This is a genomic window from Coleofasciculus sp. FACHB-1120, assembly GCF_014698845.1.
In the GTDB taxonomy this organism is placed as follows: Bacteria; Cyanobacteriota; Cyanobacteriia; order Cyanobacteriales; family FACHB-T130; genus FACHB-T130.
Map to the genome: position 1 here is coordinate 30,998 of NZ_JACJTV010000009.1, position 16,534 is coordinate 47,531.

The window sequence follows — 16,534 nt, forward strand, 5'->3', positions numbered from 1 at the left end:
TACCTTTCTACAACGAGCGGTTAGCCATTCGTCATTAGTGGTTTCCATTTGGGATGGATATCGGAACCGGATTTAAGGGAACTAGCGCTTAATGTACTCATTTGGCACTTGTTCTGACCGAGAATGAGAAGGTTCTAATTCTTCTTCTTCTATCTCAGCTTCGATGTCTTCATTGTTAACGCTAGGAGTGTAAACAGGTGTGTCTACCGCATTGATGAGCGCTCCCACGAGTGGTAGTTCGGCTTCGGTCAATTGATCGATTGCCTCTACCAAAATACTCTCCTGGGTGAAACCCGGTCGAGCTACCAGAACAATACCATCGGCGTAGGGTTCCAATAGGAGGGCATCGTTGCATCGGCTTAAAGCAGGGGTATCGAGAATTACTAAGTCAAAACGACCTCGCGCGTCTTCGATTAGCCGCCTGAGTTCGCTGGATTCTAGAATAGCAGCAGCATTCCGCACAGGGCCGGGGCTAGGCACCACATATAGGTTCTCAATGTCTGGGACTAAACGGATACACTCACTTAACTGAGTGTAGTACCGTAGGGGTTCAAGGCTAGTACCCGGATCGGGAGAGACTCTCAGGAACTTAGACTCAGAAGGCGATCGCAAATCGGTTTCTATCACCAGAGTGCGCTTGCCAGCAAAAGCCGATGCGATTCCGAGGTTATAAGCATTGACTGTTTTACCCTCCTGGCTAATCGTGCTGGTCAATAACACCACTTTCAAGGGTTGATCGCTGGCTCGGCGGAGATTGCTACGGAAGCGCTCGTAATAGTCGTGATAAACAGAATCGTGCTGGAGCAAAATCGGCGTCTCGCCCAGTTGCGGATCTCGGAGGACCACGAAAGGCACTTCACCCAGCACCAGCACATCCCGTTGTCGGAGTGCCGCCCGCACTTCCTCGACCGTATAGAACGTGCCATCCAGCATCGCTAACAGGAAAATCAATCCGCCGCCAACTAATACTCCGACCAAAGCTCCTACTGCTACCGTTATCGGTAAGCTTTGACTCTTCTGTTCGCTAGCGGCAACTTGTGGTGGTTGGGCAATGGTAAGACTGCTAACCGTCTCGGCTTCTGCTGCCTTGGCATCTACTAATGCCGCCTGCATCTTATCGTATAGACCTTGTTTGAGCTGAACTTGCTGTTGTAGTCGTGCTTGATCCAGCTGTTTATTGGGGATTTTTACATATTCAGCACGGAGTTGCTGCTCGGCGCTGCGACTAGCCTGTAGTTGCTGTTGCAGGGTTTCGCGCTGGGTTTGTAAAGCTACCAGCGTGTTTGCCATGCCTTGCCGCGTGGGGTCGAGGCTGCTGTCTCTGCGAATTTGGCTGGGGGGCAAGGGCGCTGCAAAACCGCCTCCACCCATCACCTCCGATGCTCGTGACGATAGCAGTGCGTTGTAAGCTGTTAGCTGTTTGTTCAGCTGAATGATTTGAGGATGCTCCGCCCGCAAATCCCGCCGGAGAATTTCCAGCTGGGTTTCAGTTTGATGAATTTGCGATCGCAAGTTGTTAATAATCGGGTCGGCACTCAAGGCAGAAGATGTGTAAGCTTCAGCCGCCGTCAAACCCAACTTGTTTTGTAAACTGCGAATTTGGGTGTCAATTCCCCCCAAAGTCATCTGAATCTGACGTTGCTGCTCTTGGCTGCCAGAAATTGCACCCAGTGTCCTCCCATCCTGAGCGGCAACCAGTGCGGGTCCCTCCATGCGGATATACTGCTCCAGTTTCTGTTGAGCTTCTTGAAGCTGCGTCTCAGCAGGAGATAACCGGGCACTGATGGAGTCAATAATCGCTCGGAGCCGGGAGCTGTTAATCAAACGACTTTGTTCTACCATTGCCTGCATCAGCGCTTCCAAGGTGGCACCCGTTCGCTTTGGATCGCTATCGGTGTAAGAAACTTGAATAACCTTCGGCCCGTCTTCCTCCGGCAACCTTACTTTCGCATTTTTGGCAATTTTTTCCTTGTCTGCTTTCACCCGCGTTGCAGCTGCTTCGATCACATTCTCTGCTAGTAGCGTACCCTCATTCAGTTCTTGACCCTGCTTTTGAATTGCTTGCGTCGTTGTCGAAAATGGTGCAATCGGTCCGTTATAAGCCAGCACGCCTGTGGCTTTGAAAACGGGAGCTGGTGCTGGTTGTATACCTACAACAGCTGACGCACCAACAATGATAGTAAAACCAGCTAATCCAATCCATTTATGTTGATCGAGGGCGATCAGATAACGCTTAACAATGGGAGGGGTCATGGTCGTTTTCGGGACTAGGGTAGGGTCTAGAGAGGAAATAAAGAGTAAAAATTAAAATTTCACACTAAATATTTTTCTGATTTTGTTGCTTTGTTTTGGAATTTTCTAACATCCCTTTCTCACATATTTTTGTCGTGGGCTGGAATTTATTACCGGCTTCTTTAGTGTTAGTTATTGTCCCTATTGTCACTATCGTTAGTTGGAGAAAACAGGTCGGTAGCACTTTCTCTTAGCTGGTCAAAAAATAGTAAAAATCCCAAAATATCCCGGAAAGGTTGAGTAAAAGTACTCAGCGCATAAGTGATTTTGCCAACCAAGTTACGACCTACCACGATGACATCGTTATTCATCAGGGGGACATTTTGAGCAATATTTCCGAGTAGCGCTGCTTTCCCGTCTATTTTCTGAGTAACCGCTTTGCCGCGTTCGGGATCGAATCGAATCAGGGCAATATTCCGCAGATTAGAATTATCTGGACTGGCACCGATAGCGCTTAAAGCATCAACAAATGTACTACCGTTGGGCAAGTTAATACTACCAATTCCCCCACCAGCGTAGCTCAAAACTCGGATATTGATCTGCGGCTGAGACACAGTAGAGCGAGAAACTAGCAATCGATCGTAGGTTTGATCTGTGGCAACTTCTAGCTTCGGGATGACCACTGCATCGCCATCTTGTAAGCGTAAATTGGGAAGTGACTGTCCATTGAGCAGGGGTGTAAACAAATCAACCCTTTGCTCAATGGTCGAACCATCAATCCGGGCGCGACGCACCAAAACCGATCGCAGATCTCCAAGATTGGTACTTCCGCCAGCGACCAGCAGTGCCGCAGAAAGTTGAGCGCCAGGAGCCAGGGTGTAAAAACCAGGTCTTACGACTTCGCCGCTGATAGTAACTTGGGCTGGACGCTGACCTGCCAGACTTACGGTGACACGGGGATCGATGACAAAGCGATTTAGTCCCAAGCGAATTTTTTCCTGAGCTTCTTCCAGAGTCAGACCCACTACAGGAATTTTTCCTAACAGGGGTGCCACAATGTTTCCTTCCGCGTCAATGATGCTTTGAAAACTCAAGTCTGGAAAACGCTCAACCAGTGCCGAAATCGTATCTCCCGTGCCTAACAGGTAGCGATTATTAAACTGAGTCTGCTGATTTCCCTCAAACGGCTGAAGGGGCGGATAACCCAGTGGTGGCGGCGGGCTGGTGGGATCGATAGGAGCGGGTGGAACCACCACCGGCGATTGTATGCTTTCGTTGGTGTTAGGCGGAGGAGGTGGAGGCGGGAGGGGAGGCACTACCGAGTCGGGTAATGTGGGTAAAGTTTGGCTCATCCCTCTACCCGCAAAAGTCCCTGAGTGTAGCATCCAGAGTAGGACGGTACTCGGCAGCGTGTAGATAGTCGTGTGGAGAGTGAAGAGAAAGAAGGCGGTGAAGCGGTGCAACCGACCTTCAGAAGTGCGAGACATAAGTATATTCACTAAGACCCTAGGGAACCGATCATCAAATTTATCAGTTATAACTCACTGTGCAGCTTTCTTTGCCTTCTCAACGAAGCGATCGCATCTTGAAGTTCCTTCCTATAAATTCATCCCGTGATATTTTAGACTGGCACGATTGTAAATCCTGAAACCCTTTTGGGGCTTTAGGTTTCCCTCTAACAGTCTTGTATCAAAATGCGATAAACTTCTACCTGTTGAAAAGCCGTTTAGCTTTTACACTCTACCGGGTTGCATCCAGGGTGACAGTTCTCGAAAAGTTGCACAGGGTGTAGTTATCAGCAAAGTCACTATTCAAGTCCAAGCCAGTCAAGCAAATTTCTCCTCCCACTCCTAGCTCATAACTCTTTCATCAAAGCAGCTTGAACCGTTTGACCAAGAGATTTAGCCAGCGGCACAGCTGTGTCAACCTCAGCCAAAGGCTCCATCGGTATCAAGATGCTAACAGCAACCCAAGGCAAGCGGCGACGGTGAAATTGAGCCATTTGATCCGCCCAGAACCAGCCACTGGGAGCCGGATTTCCTCCTCCAGGCCAAGCGTACCACTGAAGCACGGCGAAGGTCTGCTGCCGAGTCCAACCGCGAAATAAACGAGCTTCAACATCGGAAGATGTCGGACGTATAGCAGAAGTTCCAGTTTCTGAGGTTTGTTGGGTTCCCGTTTGCAAAGGAGTTTCCACCTTAAACTGCAACCGCCGCTCTTGATCTGTCTTCCACTCTTTAAATCCATTAATATCCATCCACTCAACCTCTGGTTGAGCCTTACGATCTTCCTGAGGCAAAAGCAGTAGAGTTATCTGGGTTTTTTCATCCTGCTGGAGTTCCTGAATCGACCATTTATGACCACCAATCATTACGGTCTGCTGTTGTTGAGTTTGCCAGCCAGGAAGCGCTAGACCAGCCTGCCGTATATTTTTGAGCTGTTTGAGGTTGGTCACTCGTGGCGGATTTGCCCAAGACCAGCGTCCTGTCAAGTAACTAGGAACTGCGCCAATTGCCATCAGCACGACGAGAAAACCGAGTAGGACGACTTTAGAGAATTGAAAGCGCTGCAATATCTTGGGCAGTTTCATGCTTCATCCTTCTGAGGCTCATCTGAAATATATTTATCAATTACATTGAGTAGAAGCACAATTAGCCCCAACATACAGGCAGAATAAACATCGCCGCCCCAGCCTTCGTGCAGCCAATCAAAAGCTTTTTCTTGACCAGTGCCATGAAAGAAAGTCAGTAGGGTATTGCGGACGATATTACCACTGACGCTGATGGCTACTGCACCGACGACTAACAAAATCGTCTTCGTGCGAGATGCCCAAGCACCCGTCCAGTAAAGCAACATCAAAGTTACATAGAGACTGGTGAATAACATCTTCAGCCCAGCGCAGAAAGGCGCAACTTCTACAATTCGTCCACCCACAAACAAGTAAATCTGGTTGACAGTGACATTCATTCCGAACTGAGTCAGGATGAAACCCGCTGTTCCAGCAATGAATCGCTGAAGGGGCAATGTATAAGGAGCCAGTAAGTAAGGGATTTGGGTCGGCGTTGCCAAAAATATGAGCAACAAGGGGAAGCCTTGAAGTTTGAAGCCAGGAACTCCTTTCAGCCACAGACAAAGTCCAGCTAATACAGCGGGAAAGGATAAATTTATCAGGTCAGTAATGCCGCTGAGATAAAATACTCCGCCCAACCCTAGCAAGGCTGCGCCTACTGGATGACTTTTATCTGGTAACTCACGCCAGTGCTGTCGATTTGACCAGCTGATATAGGCGGCAAAAGGCAACCCAATTAAACCGTGACTGTAGTATTCATGCTCAATACTAATATTTTTGTTCAGCCAGCCATCGTACCAGTGCCATAAAAGTGGAGCGTACAGAATCATCAGTAGAGCAACGATGGTTCCTTCTAGCAAGTAGCGCTCAATGGCAATCGGAATCTTTCGCTCAAATTGCATAGTTTGACCTTAATTTTCTAAACTTTCTTAATGCTAATGGTGCAAAGGTACGCAAAGTTAGAATTATTATTCTTAGTCTTCTTTGCGTTGAAAATTTATCAGGCTCTACCACACAAGGTTTGCAAGGTATCAATGACCTGATGGACTTGCGTATCGCTTAAGCCTGGATACATCGGTAAGGATAAAATTTCCATTGCTAGGCCTTCGGCTTGGGGGAAGTCTCCAGCTTGATAGCCGAGGTTCGCGAAAGCGGGTTGAAGATGACAGGGAATGGGGTAGTGGATGCCGGTTTGAATGCCAACAGCCGCTAGTTTGTCTTGAATCGTCTGCCGGTCGAGAGGACAAGATTCGGTGACGCGGACAACATAAAGGTGATAAATATGACCGTCCCCGGTCTGGTTTTGGATGGGGAAAATTCCGGCGTTTGCCAGTGGCTTGAGTAAGGCATCATACTGCTGGGCTGCTTGGTTACGTGCCTGATTCCAGTTGGTCAGATGCGGGAGTTTGATATTGAGGACAGCCGCTTGCAGGGTATCGAGTCGGCTATTGGTGCCTGGTTCGGTGTGATAATATTTGCGCGAACATCCGTAATTGCGGAGCGATCGCATTTTCTGCGCTACTGCTTCATCATTGGTGATGACCATGCCTCCATCCCCTAATGCCCCTAAATTTTTACTGGGATAGAAGCTAAAAGCTGCTGCTTTGCCAATAGAACCGGCACGATAACCTTCTCGCTCTGCCAGGTGAGCCTGAGCGGCGTCTTCAAATACAATCAGGTTGTGGGCGCTGGCAAAGTCCAAAAGTTGGCGGGGCGAAACCATTTGCCCATACAAATGCACCGGAACAATCGCTTTGGTTTTAGGTGTGATTGCCTTTTCGGCGGCTTTAAAGTCAATTAGCGCAGTTTGAGGGTCGCAATCAACTAAAATCGGTGTGGCACCAGCGTGGATAACGCCGATCAGAGTGGCGATGAAGGTATTGGTGGGTAAAATGACTTCATCCCCGGCACCAATGCCACAGGCTTCTAATCCGAGCGCTAGCGCATCTGTTCCCGAAGCGACTCCAACGGCATAACCCACACCACAGGCACTGGCAAATGCCGCCTCAAAGTCAGCCACAGCCTGACCTAATATAAAATCTCCCCGTTGAATCGTACCCCGCACAGCCTCTTCTATCTGTGTTTGAAGAGGCTGGTGTTGGAGTTGAAGATCCACAAAGGGAATTGCTGTCTTGATATTGTTCATACGGTGTGGGGATTAAAGTTAGGGAAAGTTCCTAGAGTTTTTTTGAATCGCCAACAAGAATGCCTTTGGATGTACCAGCAGCACTGATTGGACGAAAAGCCTACGCTTTTAGGCTGATTCCTTCCATAGAGTTTTCACGATTGATCCAGCTAAAGACCAGTCTAAGCCAGACGAATCCTCCCAATGTGAAGAGGAAGTAAAACTTTTATATTGAGAATAGTTACAAGGAAAAAAGGATTAAATTCTCTATGCAGAAATTAATCCTTTTTTATGCCATAAGTTTGTAGCCTGGTTTTCCAAAGATAAAAAGGGCTAAGGAGGCTATTAATAAAAAGCTCCATTTGACAAGCAGCTACAATATCATCTTTTAACGAAAATTTGTACTTGATTAGATGAATTAATATTTTACGTAAATCGTTAACCATATACATAAAAAAAGCGCCGGGTCGCTGCCAAGGTTTGATACTGAGCATCCGAGTCCGGTGGCGGCTCAAACCAATGCCGCGACATAATTTGATTAAATAGTCTTTCTCTAAGCGCCAGTGGGGAATTCGATGGTAAATACACATTTCAGGGTTGTACCAAATTTCCCAACCAGCTTGTTGAATATGTAATAGCGCTTCCAAATCTTCTCCTGCAAGCATATTGTCGCCAACTCGCCCGTGAAGAATAAGATTTTTTGGTACATTTTCCAACCAGACTTGGCGACGTACCACTAATCCAGCTCCAGGTGGTAAAAGCTTTTTGTGGGGTTCGTAGTGTAGAGCATTTCCTCCTCTGTCAGAGATCGCTAGCAGACAGGCAATTTTCTCAAAATTTTTGGGAGGAGTCCCTTGCAAGTCGCCATAAATGCGGCTACCATAACCGCCAACTTTGGGATGCTTTTGCCCAAAGGTGTATGCTGCCCAAACCCAGTTAGATGTTGGTAAATTGTCGTCATCCAGAAATCCAATCAATTTCCCTCTGGCTTCTTGGACTCCACGTTGACGGGCAAAGGCAAGTCCTTGATGGGGTTCAAGACAATATCTTAAAGGATAGGCTAAAGGCCAGTTTGCTTTGTATTCTCGAACAATTTTAGCGGTGTTGTCTGAGCTGTTATTATCAATAACGAGAACTTCCCAGACAATTTGCTCGGTATGAGTTTGCGATCGCAGTCGCTCTAGTACCTCAGGTAAGCGGTCTTCACCGTTATAAGTCGGAATGACTACAGTAAAATCAACAGACATGGGTGTTAGAGCAGTTTTTTTAGAGACGGGCTCGTAACTAAGCATTATGTTACATTCCTAGGCTTAATGATGCTCTTCTATGTACGCTCTTAGTATGCCCAGAATGACTGGTTGAAATCGCAACCCCACGAGCATAATAAGGACTGCGCGAATTGCTAATCGGATCGAGAAGCGCCGCCCTTTGCCAACAAAATCGAAGATGTAGATGCAAATTTAATATCTCTGGTTTCAGCACTGCGTAATCTGGAAGCTCGTCGTCAGCCGCGGATGACGCGGGTTTATGACTCGGCTGTGGAAAGATGCCTGCGAGATATCGACATTTATAAAGATTCAAAACTAGATTAACGCTCCACGAGCCGCCAGGGACGCTATGTTTTTCTCGTGGCACCCTGAAAACTGGGGTTGTGATATAGGCATGACACAGTAAGAGTCGCCTCTTATAAAGTTCAACGGCACTTATGGCAGCTGAAGTTCCAGATGGCGATCGCAAACATTGTACGGGTATCGCTAGTACTATTCGCCACAATCAAAAGGTATATATTTAGGATAAAGTTTAGTTTCCTTCAGAGAATGGTTTCGGGATGAAGTGATTAGCTTGGATGACCATGAATGGCGCGGGCTAAATTTTCCAGAAATCCTTTGTATGCCTTGTCTAGCGCCCTTCCGGGATATGCTGAACTGGGGGGATGGAGCTAATTGTACCGAGAATTTGCATCTGTGTAGCAATGTTCTAGCAGTTAATCGCATCCAACTCGAATGCGATCGCTCCTTAACCCGGTTTTTCCAGTCGAAGTGCGATCGCGATTGAAATTTTGAATCTGGTTAGCGTAGCGGTGCGATCGCGTTTTTAATGACCGAGTAATTTATCTCGCAGATGCTTGATGCGATCGCGGTATTTTGCAGCTTCTTCAAACTGCAAATTTTTTGCGGCTTCTTTCATCTGCGCTTCCAGTTGAGTAATCAATTCTGGAATTTGCTCTAAGGAAAGCTCATCCGCCTGTTCGTAAACTTCTTCCAACTGTTGGGTATTCAGCCGCCGCGACACATCTAGAAAAGCCAGAATTGAGTTAGTGACTTTTTTGATAATCGGCTGGGGTGTAATGTTGTGCATCTTGTTATATGCCATCTGAATCCCCCGCCGCCGGTCGGTTTCGTCAATTGCTTTGATCATGCTATCGGTGAGATTATCAGCATAGAGGATGGCTTGTCCCCGGATGTGACGAGCGGCGCGACCAATTGTTTGAATAAGCGATCGCTCTGCGCGTAAGAAACCCTCTTTATCTGCATCTAAAATCGCCACCAGAGACACTTCCGGCAAATCCAACCCTTCCCGCAGCAGGTTGACGCCGATTAGCACATCGAAATTGCCCTCGCGCAACTCTTGCAAGATTTCAATTCGCTCAATCGAGTTAATCTCTGAGTGTAGATAGCGGACTCGGATTCCTCGTTCTTGTAGATACTCAGTCAAATCCTCCGCCATGCGCTTCGTTAACGTGGTAACTAGCACCCGTTCTCGCTTGTCGATCCTGTCTTTAATCTCACCCAACAGGTCGTCAATTTGCCCCTCCGTGGGACGCACAAAAATTTCTGGATCGATCACGCCAGTCGGACGGATCACCTGCTCAATTACATGACCATCTGACTGTTCTATCTCCCAGTTACCGGGAGTTGCAGAAACAAAAATACACTGATTCACCTTTTCCCAGAACTCCTCTGACTTCAGAGGACGGTTATCAGCTGCACTGGGGAGGCGAAAACCATGCTCAATCAGCACCTTTTTTCGTGCTTGGTCGCCATTGTACATCCCCCGGATTTGCGGGACGCTGACGTGAGATTCATCCACCACCAACAGCCAATCTTTGGGAAAATAATCAATCAATGACTCTGGCGGTTCTCCCGCACGCCGTCCGGCTAAATGTCGAGAATAGTTCTCGACGCCGTTGCAATATCCGACTTCCCGCAACATTTCCAAATCGTAGCGAGTGCGCTGATCGAGTCGTTGCGCCTCTAGTAATTTCCCGGCTTTTTCTAATTCTTCTAGCCGATCTTTTAGTTCCTGTTCAATGTCGTTGCAAGCTGCTTCTAGGCGATCTTCTGGGGTGACAAAGTGACGCGCTGGGTACACGTTTACAGCGTCCATACTCTGAAGAATCTCGCCAGTTACGGGGTCAACATAGCGAATGGCGTCAATTTCATCTCCAAAAAATTCTACGCGAATAATCCGATCTTCGTAAGCTGGGCCAATTTCCAGAACATCGCCCCGAACTCGGAACTTTCCTCGCCCCATTTCTACATCGTTGCGGCTATACTGCACAGAAGCTAAATCTCGCAGCAACTCGCGTTGATTGACTTCTCGCCCCATCTTTAAGGGAATCGCGGCTTTGAGATATTCCGAGGGAATTCCCAAACCATAAATACAGCTAATGGAAGCCACGACAATGACATCGCGCCGCTCAAAAAGCGATCGCGTGGCTGAGTGTCGCAACATATCAATTTCGTCGTTAATTGCGGCACTTTTCTCGATATAAGTGTCGGTGACAGGAATATACGCTTCTGGCTGATAGTAGTCGTAGTAACTGACGAAATACTCTACCGCGTTTGGGGGAAAGAACTCCCGCAATTCGTTACATAATTGAGCAGCGAGCGTTTTATTGTGCGCCAGCACCAGCGTGGGTCTACCAATATTCTCAATAACGGCTGCTACTGAGAATGTCTTGCCCGTCCCCGTCGCTCCCAGTAGGGTTTGAAAGCGATCTCCTTTTTGTACGCCTTTCGTGAGTTGCGCGATCGCATTCGGCTGATCGCCCGTCGGTTGAAAGGGAGCTTGCAGACAAAATTGCGTCATACAGTTTTAAGAAGCTTTAAGAAAATTGTTTTTCGTGCCTGGAGCTTGATCGGCCCATTACCACATATCTTTCCTCTCTCATCCTAGCCATTTGCACTCTTCTAGGCGATCGCCAGAAATAAATTCTGACTTGTTACAAACACGCGCAGTCGTCACAAAAGACACCCAATCTTAATAAATATTTATAATTTTTATTTTTTTAACACAAGTGTAGGGCGATCGCTGATTAGTTTATTAGCTTCAAGATTGCTTGCAGATAAAATTGTACTATCAAGGTTTTTTCGCAACCACCCTCTATTAGCACTTTGGGCTAATTTACTTATACCTGTTTACTGAGTTAGAGCGACCTTTGCCATTCTGGAAATCCGCTTTTTTCTGGCGCAGCAAGGCTTCCATAGCGAAGATTCAGGGGAGCTGTTGCAGGCAATTTATGAAATGGGATGATTATCTTTTAAGCAATACAATATTTTCCTGTAAAACTTAATAATCTTATTCAAATCTCATCTACCTTGAGTAGTAGAAACCACTCCTTCTTTCAGTATACGTAAACAGTAATAATAGCGATCCCCACTTTTTCTATCTGGGGAGAGAAGGCTATGTAAAAAAAAATAGATACATTGAATACATAGCAGCCCAAGAAGAGTGCGCCAAAAAGCAAACTTATTGCCTCTTCTAACGAAAAACTGTTTAAAAAATAGGAGAAAAAAATGAGCGTTGAAGATAGAGCCAAAGCAACTGGCAAAAATATCGAAGGCAAAGCTCAAGAAGCGCTCGGCAACATAACTGGCGATCCAGAAGATAAAGCTGAAGGAAAAGCCAAGCAAGCTGAAGCCCAAGTAAGCCACACCAAAGAAGATGTGAAAGACAAAGCAAAAGATTTGGTTGATAACGCCTAATACTTGACTTTGGAGGTCTAGTGACTGAAGAGACTCATCTAGACCTTCTCCCTTTTTTAATCCAAGCAATATCACGGACAGATAGCACTCTGATTCTGTCGAAAAAAGACGAGTTTAATAGGAGACTGAGGTGAATTTTCTTCAGCAATTTCGTAAAATCTTTACAGCTTTAGTTTTGGTTCTGTTCCTTTCCACAGCTACAGCTTGCAGTGGAACCAGCCAAGCAACTCAACCGAAAGCACTACCTGGTGCGAGTAGCGGTGCTAACAGTATTGTCGCTTATCAACAGTTGGAACGCGGTAGCACGGCAGCCGGTCAGGAATTCGGGAATTGGGTAGTCCAGACAGCGAAAGGAATGGTTAAGGATGCCTACGTGCGTGATAATAACAAATTGGGAGTTGTGATTACGCCGCAAGTCCGCCCGAATGAAGTCAAAAGTTTAGCCAGCTCTTTAGCGCAAGGATTCCACAAGAATTTCCCCAATCAAGACTTAACCATTTTGATGTATGCGCCAGATAAAAAACTGATTTTGACAGCCAAATATGACGAGCAGTCAAAACAAATTCAGTACCAAGGCGCTTAGTTTAACTAAGGGGAAATCAAGGGGAAATCGGTGAAAGCTGGGGCAGCACCTCTAGCTTCGACTACTTCAAAAGGTGCATTTGTAGAGATAGGGCAAATCCCTTCTCTAGCCAGAATTTACGATTTTTTCTTTTAGCTTTTGAATCAGGAGATAAGAAAATGACCAGCAGCGAACAATATAAGCGTCAAATCATGAATGATTTGGCTGGTGGTGACTCCGAAATGATGCAGGACGCTCCAAGCGATCCTAGCAGCGACTATCAAAATTTTGATGATTTTGCTCAACGGTCTTCCAGAGACGAACGCCGTCAACTGTTTGGTCGGTCGCTACATCCAGACAGCATTCCTGTCAGCCAGATGGAGCCAGAATTGCAAAAAGCGATCGCGCAAATTCAACCCAATGAACGGGATGATGTAGCGCGGGAGTTCTTCAAGCGGTTAAAGGAAAGAGGACTCAACGACCGCCAGTTAGAGCAACAATTAAGTCTCTCTAGTCATCACCCCAACCGCATGAGTGCGGATGATGTTAGCAAACTGGCTACCTTTACCTATCACACTCATCCTGACATCTTTCAAGATGTATTAGCGGATAAACCAGCCATCATGAAGTTTCTGAGCAATCCAGTAGTTGCTGCTGTATTTGGCATCATGGCTGCTAAGTGGCTGGGTGGTCGCAGGCACTAAAGCCCGTGGGTGTTAGATAGCAGCCCTGGTTGAGTTGTGCGCGAATAATTTGCCCGTGTAGAGATGTGATTAATCGCATCTCTACACGGGTTCACGAATCATTGAGGATTGTTATATGTTTAATAGGACTTACGCACTGTATCAATGTATCCGCGTATGCATCGGCAATAGTAGGGCTTATACCTTTTCTGCTTCCTGTTAAGACAGAAACCGAAGTTGCCACCACAAGGGGGAAGCGTTTACTCTCTCAATTCGAGTAAATTGGAAAGTATTAACCTGAGTATTGCCCAACAGCCAAAACTTTTGTTTTTTATGGAGCCATTACCACCGGAACTCAAGCCATTTGAATCAAAACTAGAAAGTACTAGCACGTTGATTAAGCGTTTTAGTGCTGGGGCAGCAATCGGACTGGTGATTGCTGCAATTTATTGGGGCACAACCTATTTTTTTGGGTATCCACTACCTTTAACTAGAGCGATTACAGGCTGTGTGTCACTAGCATTCATCTGCGGATTTATGACACTTAGATGGGGCTACAAGACATTGGAGACCTTGTGGGAGAATTTGCTTTTGCAATAAGCAATAAGCACCTGACCCGCGGCCGTTCTTGAACATCCCACACAAAGGCTTGTGCTGAGTTCATAAAACAAAGTTTCTTGTCAATGCGTAATCCTATTTAAAAAGGCGCTCCATCCAAAATGGGTGCCTTTTTTGTTGAATCGCCCTTGAACTCTAGTAATCTTTTTTGAGTGATGAGATGCCAGCAGTTTAAATACCCGGCTTCTCGAAGAAGTCGGGTATCTTGGCTTCACAAATCATTAAAATTCCTAAATATTATCTGTAAAATAACTTGACAATTCCAGTGATAACCAGGCCGTCTTCTTCGTTTTCCTTAACTCTAATAAGCTCTACCTTCTTCATCGCATAAAATTTTCCCCACCCCTCGGCATTGAAGAGCAAGTTACACCTAAAGCCTGTTACTTTAATTGAGCAGAAATTAATTGAGCAGAAAATATCGTGTCACTTTCAACACACGCATTACGGCGCAAGCCACAAAGCAACATTACGCACATAAGTTTTGATATTTTCTAGGGCGCGTGGCTCTTGGTTCATACCATCGCCGGGAAGCTCATCCACAAAGCTGGGGCAACCTTTTTCGATATCCCAGTTGTAATCGACAAAATGGTGAAAACTCGATGCAGCAACTGCCCGCCCTAGGGTGTTGCCGTCAGCGTCTTTTTCACTTTCGATAACAACAGCTAGATTAAAGGGACGACCTGTAATTAAGCTTTTACCCATTGCAATAACCCGAGCATTCTTTGCGCCTGCGGGAACTCCGATTGCGCCCTCGTGGGGATGAGTTGGAAAATATTCAACCAATCCAGAAGGTGAATTGGGATTGCGTAGAAGTTCGTGAATGGGTTCTGTGGGCGTTATTTTTTGATAGTCGCCGTTGCGCCCAGAATGATAGTTAGGCCAGGAAATATAGGTTGTGTAGGGGTCGTCAATACACCAGCGAGATTCGTCGGGGTCGGGATTTTTAGTATTGAAAAAGTGGATTGCACCGATGTCACCCAGACCACACATTGAGCAGCCCATATCTTGATGATCGCGGGTGGTGAGAATACCTCCACCGCGTTGGCGAAATGCATTAATTCCCGCACAATCTTTCTCCGTCAAACCTTCGCCCGTATCTAATGCAAATAACCATAGTTGGTCAAAATCTGAGCGGTCGAGGGTGCTTAAAATCGGGTCGTTGCCGTCTGCATCTGACACGCGATCGCGTTCTGTTACTTCAAACAGGGGATTCCCCGCTTCATCTGTCAGGGATGCGAGATAGTCGCGTAACAACGAGAAGCGCCAAATACTCCAGTCATCTTCTGTTGTCGGGATGGTTGTCTGGAGGAGAATGCGAATGGGTTGTGTCATCGTTTCCTACCTTTTTTAGATTAATTGAATTAACGAAAATCCTGGGATGGGTGGGGAGACTCCGCCCTTACACGATTCCCTTTTAAGGTTGCGCGGGATTGGCAGTCAAGACGGCGATTTGCCGCCGCATCCCCTGAAAAATCAGCGCCAGTAGCAGGAGTAACCCACCTGCCAGCCTGTAGGTGCTGCCAAGACCCACCTGCTGACTCACTGGTTGGCTAACAATCGGAGACAAAAACTGACCCAAGAATAAGAAGGTGGTGAGTCCGCCTAGAAGACGCCCGCGCAGTGCCTCTGGTGACTCGGCAGACAGCCACACGGTCAGATTTGGCATCAGGAAGCCTAACCCAAGACCAGCCACCGCTAGACCGATTAAGACCTGCTCGTAGCTCTTCCCTAAGCCGATGATGCTATAGCCGATACCGATGAGTGCGAAGGCTAGGGCGAGGATGCTGACGAAGTGCAAGCGTGCCTTGATGCGTCCGTAGAGCATGGATGCAAAGGCACTAAAAAGTGTAGCAAAGGCGATCGCGAGTCCACTTTGCGTCGCGCTAGCCTTGGTTAGGGTTTGGAGATAAAACGGCAACTGGACGGGAATCAGGTAGAAGATTACCTGCATTAATAGTGCCACTCCGTAAATCAGCGTCAGTAATTTGATGGGAAAGGGTGGGCGAGTGATGGGTAGGACGGAGTCCGAGGCGAAGCCACCGCTTTCTTGCACTGTGTCTATCTCAACATTAGTGCGCCTTGGCTCATAGAGCAAAACGACGATAAAGGGAAGGATGATGAAGGCGGAAAGATAAATCAAAAAGGGCAGACGCCAATTCAGGTCAGCAAGAAAGCCGCCGCCTGACAAAAATAAGACGCCGCCAAAAGCCATAAATGCTGCTTGCAAACCCATGAAGCTAGCGCGTGCCTGACCGATGTAGTAGTCAGCAATCAGGGTGGTCGCGCTGGTCATTACCCCCGCTACTGCCAGACCCAGAAAAGCGCGACCCATCAGGATGTGCCCGATGGAATTCAACAAAAAGCCAGAACTCCCGGCAAAACCGTAGAGGATTGTCGAAGCGACCAGTAAAGATTTGCGACCCAAACGATCTACAATCAGCCCGGAAATGGGAGCGCCAATCACAATAAATAATGCCGGAACGGTCAAGACAAGTTTGACCCAATATTCCACATTTTCGACGCCAGAGAAGTAAGCCCGCATCGCGGGAAGTGAAGGCGCAATCGTCGCGCCTGACATCACCGTTAAGGTACTCGTGACCAGTAAGGTGATTTTAACCAGAAGCGAATCGGGATTTGCCGTTTTCATTATTCAGATATCAGACAAATATTGAGATCGGGGAGGTTAACCCTCTCTACTGATGCTTATAGAATCGCGATCGCGTTCGGTTGAAAAATAAGAAAAATTAAGAGGGACGC

14 protein-coding genes are annotated in these 16,534 nt (G+C 47.0%); 5 read left to right on the forward strand and 9 right to left on the reverse strand.

Going from position 1 to position 16,534, the window contains the following annotated elements; all coding sequences use genetic code 11:
• Nucleotides 1-81: 81 nt before the first annotated feature.
• The 6 genes from H6H02_RS10910 to hpsE all read right to left on the reverse strand — a co-directional run bounded on the left by H6H02_RS10910 (nt 82) and on the right by hpsE (nt 8,173).
• Entirely contained in the window at nt 82-2,253 is a 2,172-nt protein-coding gene (locus tag H6H02_RS10910) for a tyrosine-protein kinase domain-containing protein (RefSeq protein WP_190817464.1), read from the reverse strand.
• 167 nt (nt 2,254-2,420) lie between these two features.
• Nucleotides 2,421-3,719: a polysaccharide biosynthesis/export family protein gene (locus H6H02_RS10915; RefSeq protein ID WP_242040665.1), complete on the reverse strand. Its 1,299-nt coding sequence runs from the start codon at nt 3,717-3,719 to the stop codon at nt 2,421-2,423.
• A gap of 368 nt (nt 3,720-4,087) precedes the next feature.
• Nucleotides 4,088-4,822 carry a cyanoexosortase B system-associated protein gene (locus H6H02_RS10920; protein WP_190817466.1) on the reverse strand — a complete coding sequence of 245 codons (735 nt, stop codon included), beginning with the start codon at nt 4,820-4,822 and terminating at the stop codon, nt 4,088-4,090.
• The gene (crtB, locus tag H6H02_RS10925) at nt 4,819-5,703 is read right to left on the reverse strand and encodes a cyanoexosortase B (protein WP_190817468.1); all 885 of its coding nucleotides are present in this window, start codon (nt 5,701-5,703) and stop codon (nt 4,819-4,821) included. Before crtB ends, H6H02_RS10920 begins: the two co-directional genes overlap by 4 nt.
• A 98-nt stretch (nt 5,704-5,801) precedes the next feature.
• Nucleotides 5,802-6,947, reverse strand: coding sequence for a DegT/DnrJ/EryC1/StrS family aminotransferase (locus tag H6H02_RS10930; protein WP_190817470.1), 1,146 nt, complete (start codon nt 6,945-6,947; stop codon nt 5,802-5,804).
• Between the two features lie 257 nt (nt 6,948-7,204).
• Nucleotides 7,205-8,173, reverse strand: coding sequence for a hormogonium polysaccharide biosynthesis glycosyltransferase HpsE (hpsE, locus tag H6H02_RS10935; protein WP_190817472.1), 969 nt, complete (start codon nt 8,171-8,173; stop codon nt 7,205-7,207).
• A gap of 643 nt (nt 8,174-8,816) precedes the next feature.
• Between hpsE and H6H02_RS10940 the strand changes: the two genes are divergently transcribed.
• Complete coding sequence (locus H6H02_RS10940) at nt 8,817-8,981, forward strand: hypothetical protein (RefSeq protein WP_190817474.1); 165 nt, start codon at nt 8,817-8,819, stop codon at nt 8,979-8,981.
• Between the two features lie 39 nt (nt 8,982-9,020).
• Here the strand turns inward: H6H02_RS10940 and uvrB are convergent, their stop codons facing one another.
• Nucleotides 9,021-11,018, reverse strand: a complete 1,998-nt coding sequence (uvrB, locus tag H6H02_RS10945; RefSeq protein WP_190817476.1) for an excinuclease ABC subunit UvrB — start codon at nt 11,016-11,018, stop codon at nt 9,021-9,023.
• A 707-nt stretch (nt 11,019-11,725) separates the two neighbouring features.
• Here uvrB and H6H02_RS10950 point away from each other — a divergent pair.
• From H6H02_RS10950 to H6H02_RS10965, 4 genes are all read left to right on the forward strand, one after another.
• Nucleotides 11,726-11,914, forward strand: coding sequence for a CsbD family protein (locus H6H02_RS10950; protein ID WP_190414269.1), 189 nt, complete (start codon nt 11,726-11,728; stop codon nt 11,912-11,914).
• Between the two features lie 130 nt (nt 11,915-12,044).
• On the forward strand, nt 12,045-12,497 hold the full coding sequence (locus H6H02_RS10955) for a hypothetical protein (protein WP_190817478.1): 453 nt from the start codon (nt 12,045-12,047) through the stop codon (nt 12,495-12,497).
• A 158-nt stretch (nt 12,498-12,655) separates the two neighbouring features.
• Nucleotides 12,656-13,180: a hypothetical protein gene (locus H6H02_RS10960; protein WP_190817480.1), complete on the forward strand. Its 525-nt coding sequence runs from the start codon at nt 12,656-12,658 to the stop codon at nt 13,178-13,180.
• 216 nt (nt 13,181-13,396) lie between these two features.
• Nucleotides 13,397-13,759 (forward strand): hypothetical protein, encoded by a 363-nt coding sequence (locus H6H02_RS10965; RefSeq protein WP_199329111.1) that lies wholly within the window; start codon nt 13,397-13,399, stop codon nt 13,757-13,759.
• A 459-nt stretch (nt 13,760-14,218) separates the two neighbouring features.
• Here H6H02_RS10965 and H6H02_RS10970 read toward each other — a convergent pair whose 3' ends face one another.
• Nucleotides 14,219-15,109 carry a hypothetical protein gene (locus H6H02_RS10970; protein ID WP_190817482.1) on the reverse strand — a complete coding sequence of 297 codons (891 nt, stop codon included), beginning with the start codon at nt 15,107-15,109 and terminating at the stop codon, nt 14,219-14,221.
• Nucleotides 15,110-15,191: 82 nt separating this feature from the next.
• Complete coding sequence (locus H6H02_RS10975) at nt 15,192-16,424, reverse strand: MFS transporter (protein ID WP_190817484.1); 1,233 nt, start codon at nt 16,422-16,424, stop codon at nt 15,192-15,194.
• Nucleotides 16,425-16,534 lie beyond the last annotated feature (110 nt).

Excerpts from the sequence above, each read along its gene's own strand:
- H6H02_RS10910 (WP_190817464.1), bottom strand. The coding sequence starts at position 2,253 with ATGACCCCTCCCATTGTTAAGCGTTATCTGATCGCCCTCGATCAACAT.
- H6H02_RS10915 (WP_242040665.1), bottom strand. The coding sequence starts at position 3,719 with ATGTCTCGCACTTCTGAAGGTCGGTTGCACCGCTTCACCGCCTTCTTT.
- H6H02_RS10920 (WP_190817466.1), bottom strand. The coding sequence starts at position 4,822 with ATGAAACTGCCCAAGATATTGCAGCGCTTTCAATTCTCTAAAGTCGTC.
- crtB (WP_190817468.1), bottom strand. The coding sequence starts at position 5,703 with ATGCAATTTGAGCGAAAGATTCCGATTGCCATTGAGCGCTACTTGCTA.
- H6H02_RS10930 (WP_190817470.1), bottom strand. The coding sequence starts at position 6,947 with ATGAACAATATCAAGACAGCAATTCCCTTTGTGGATCTTCAACTCCAA.
- hpsE (WP_190817472.1), bottom strand. The coding sequence starts at position 8,173 with ATGTCTGTTGATTTTACTGTAGTCATTCCGACTTATAACGGTGAAGAC.
- H6H02_RS10940 (WP_190817474.1), top strand. The coding sequence starts at position 8,817 with ATGCCTTGTCTAGCGCCCTTCCGGGATATGCTGAACTGGGGGGATGGA.
- uvrB (WP_190817476.1), bottom strand. The coding sequence starts at position 11,018 with ATGACGCAATTTTGTCTGCAAGCTCCCTTTCAACCGACGGGCGATCAG.
- H6H02_RS10950 (WP_190414269.1), top strand. The coding sequence starts at position 11,726 with ATGAGCGTTGAAGATAGAGCCAAAGCAACTGGCAAAAATATCGAAGGC.
- H6H02_RS10960 (WP_190817480.1), top strand. The coding sequence starts at position 12,656 with ATGACCAGCAGCGAACAATATAAGCGTCAAATCATGAATGATTTGGCT.
- H6H02_RS10970 (WP_190817482.1), bottom strand. The coding sequence starts at position 15,109 with ATGACACAACCCATTCGCATTCTCCTCCAGACAACCATCCCGACAACA.
- H6H02_RS10975 (WP_190817484.1), bottom strand. The coding sequence starts at position 16,424 with ATGAAAACGGCAAATCCCGATTCGCTTCTGGTTAAAATCACCTTACTG.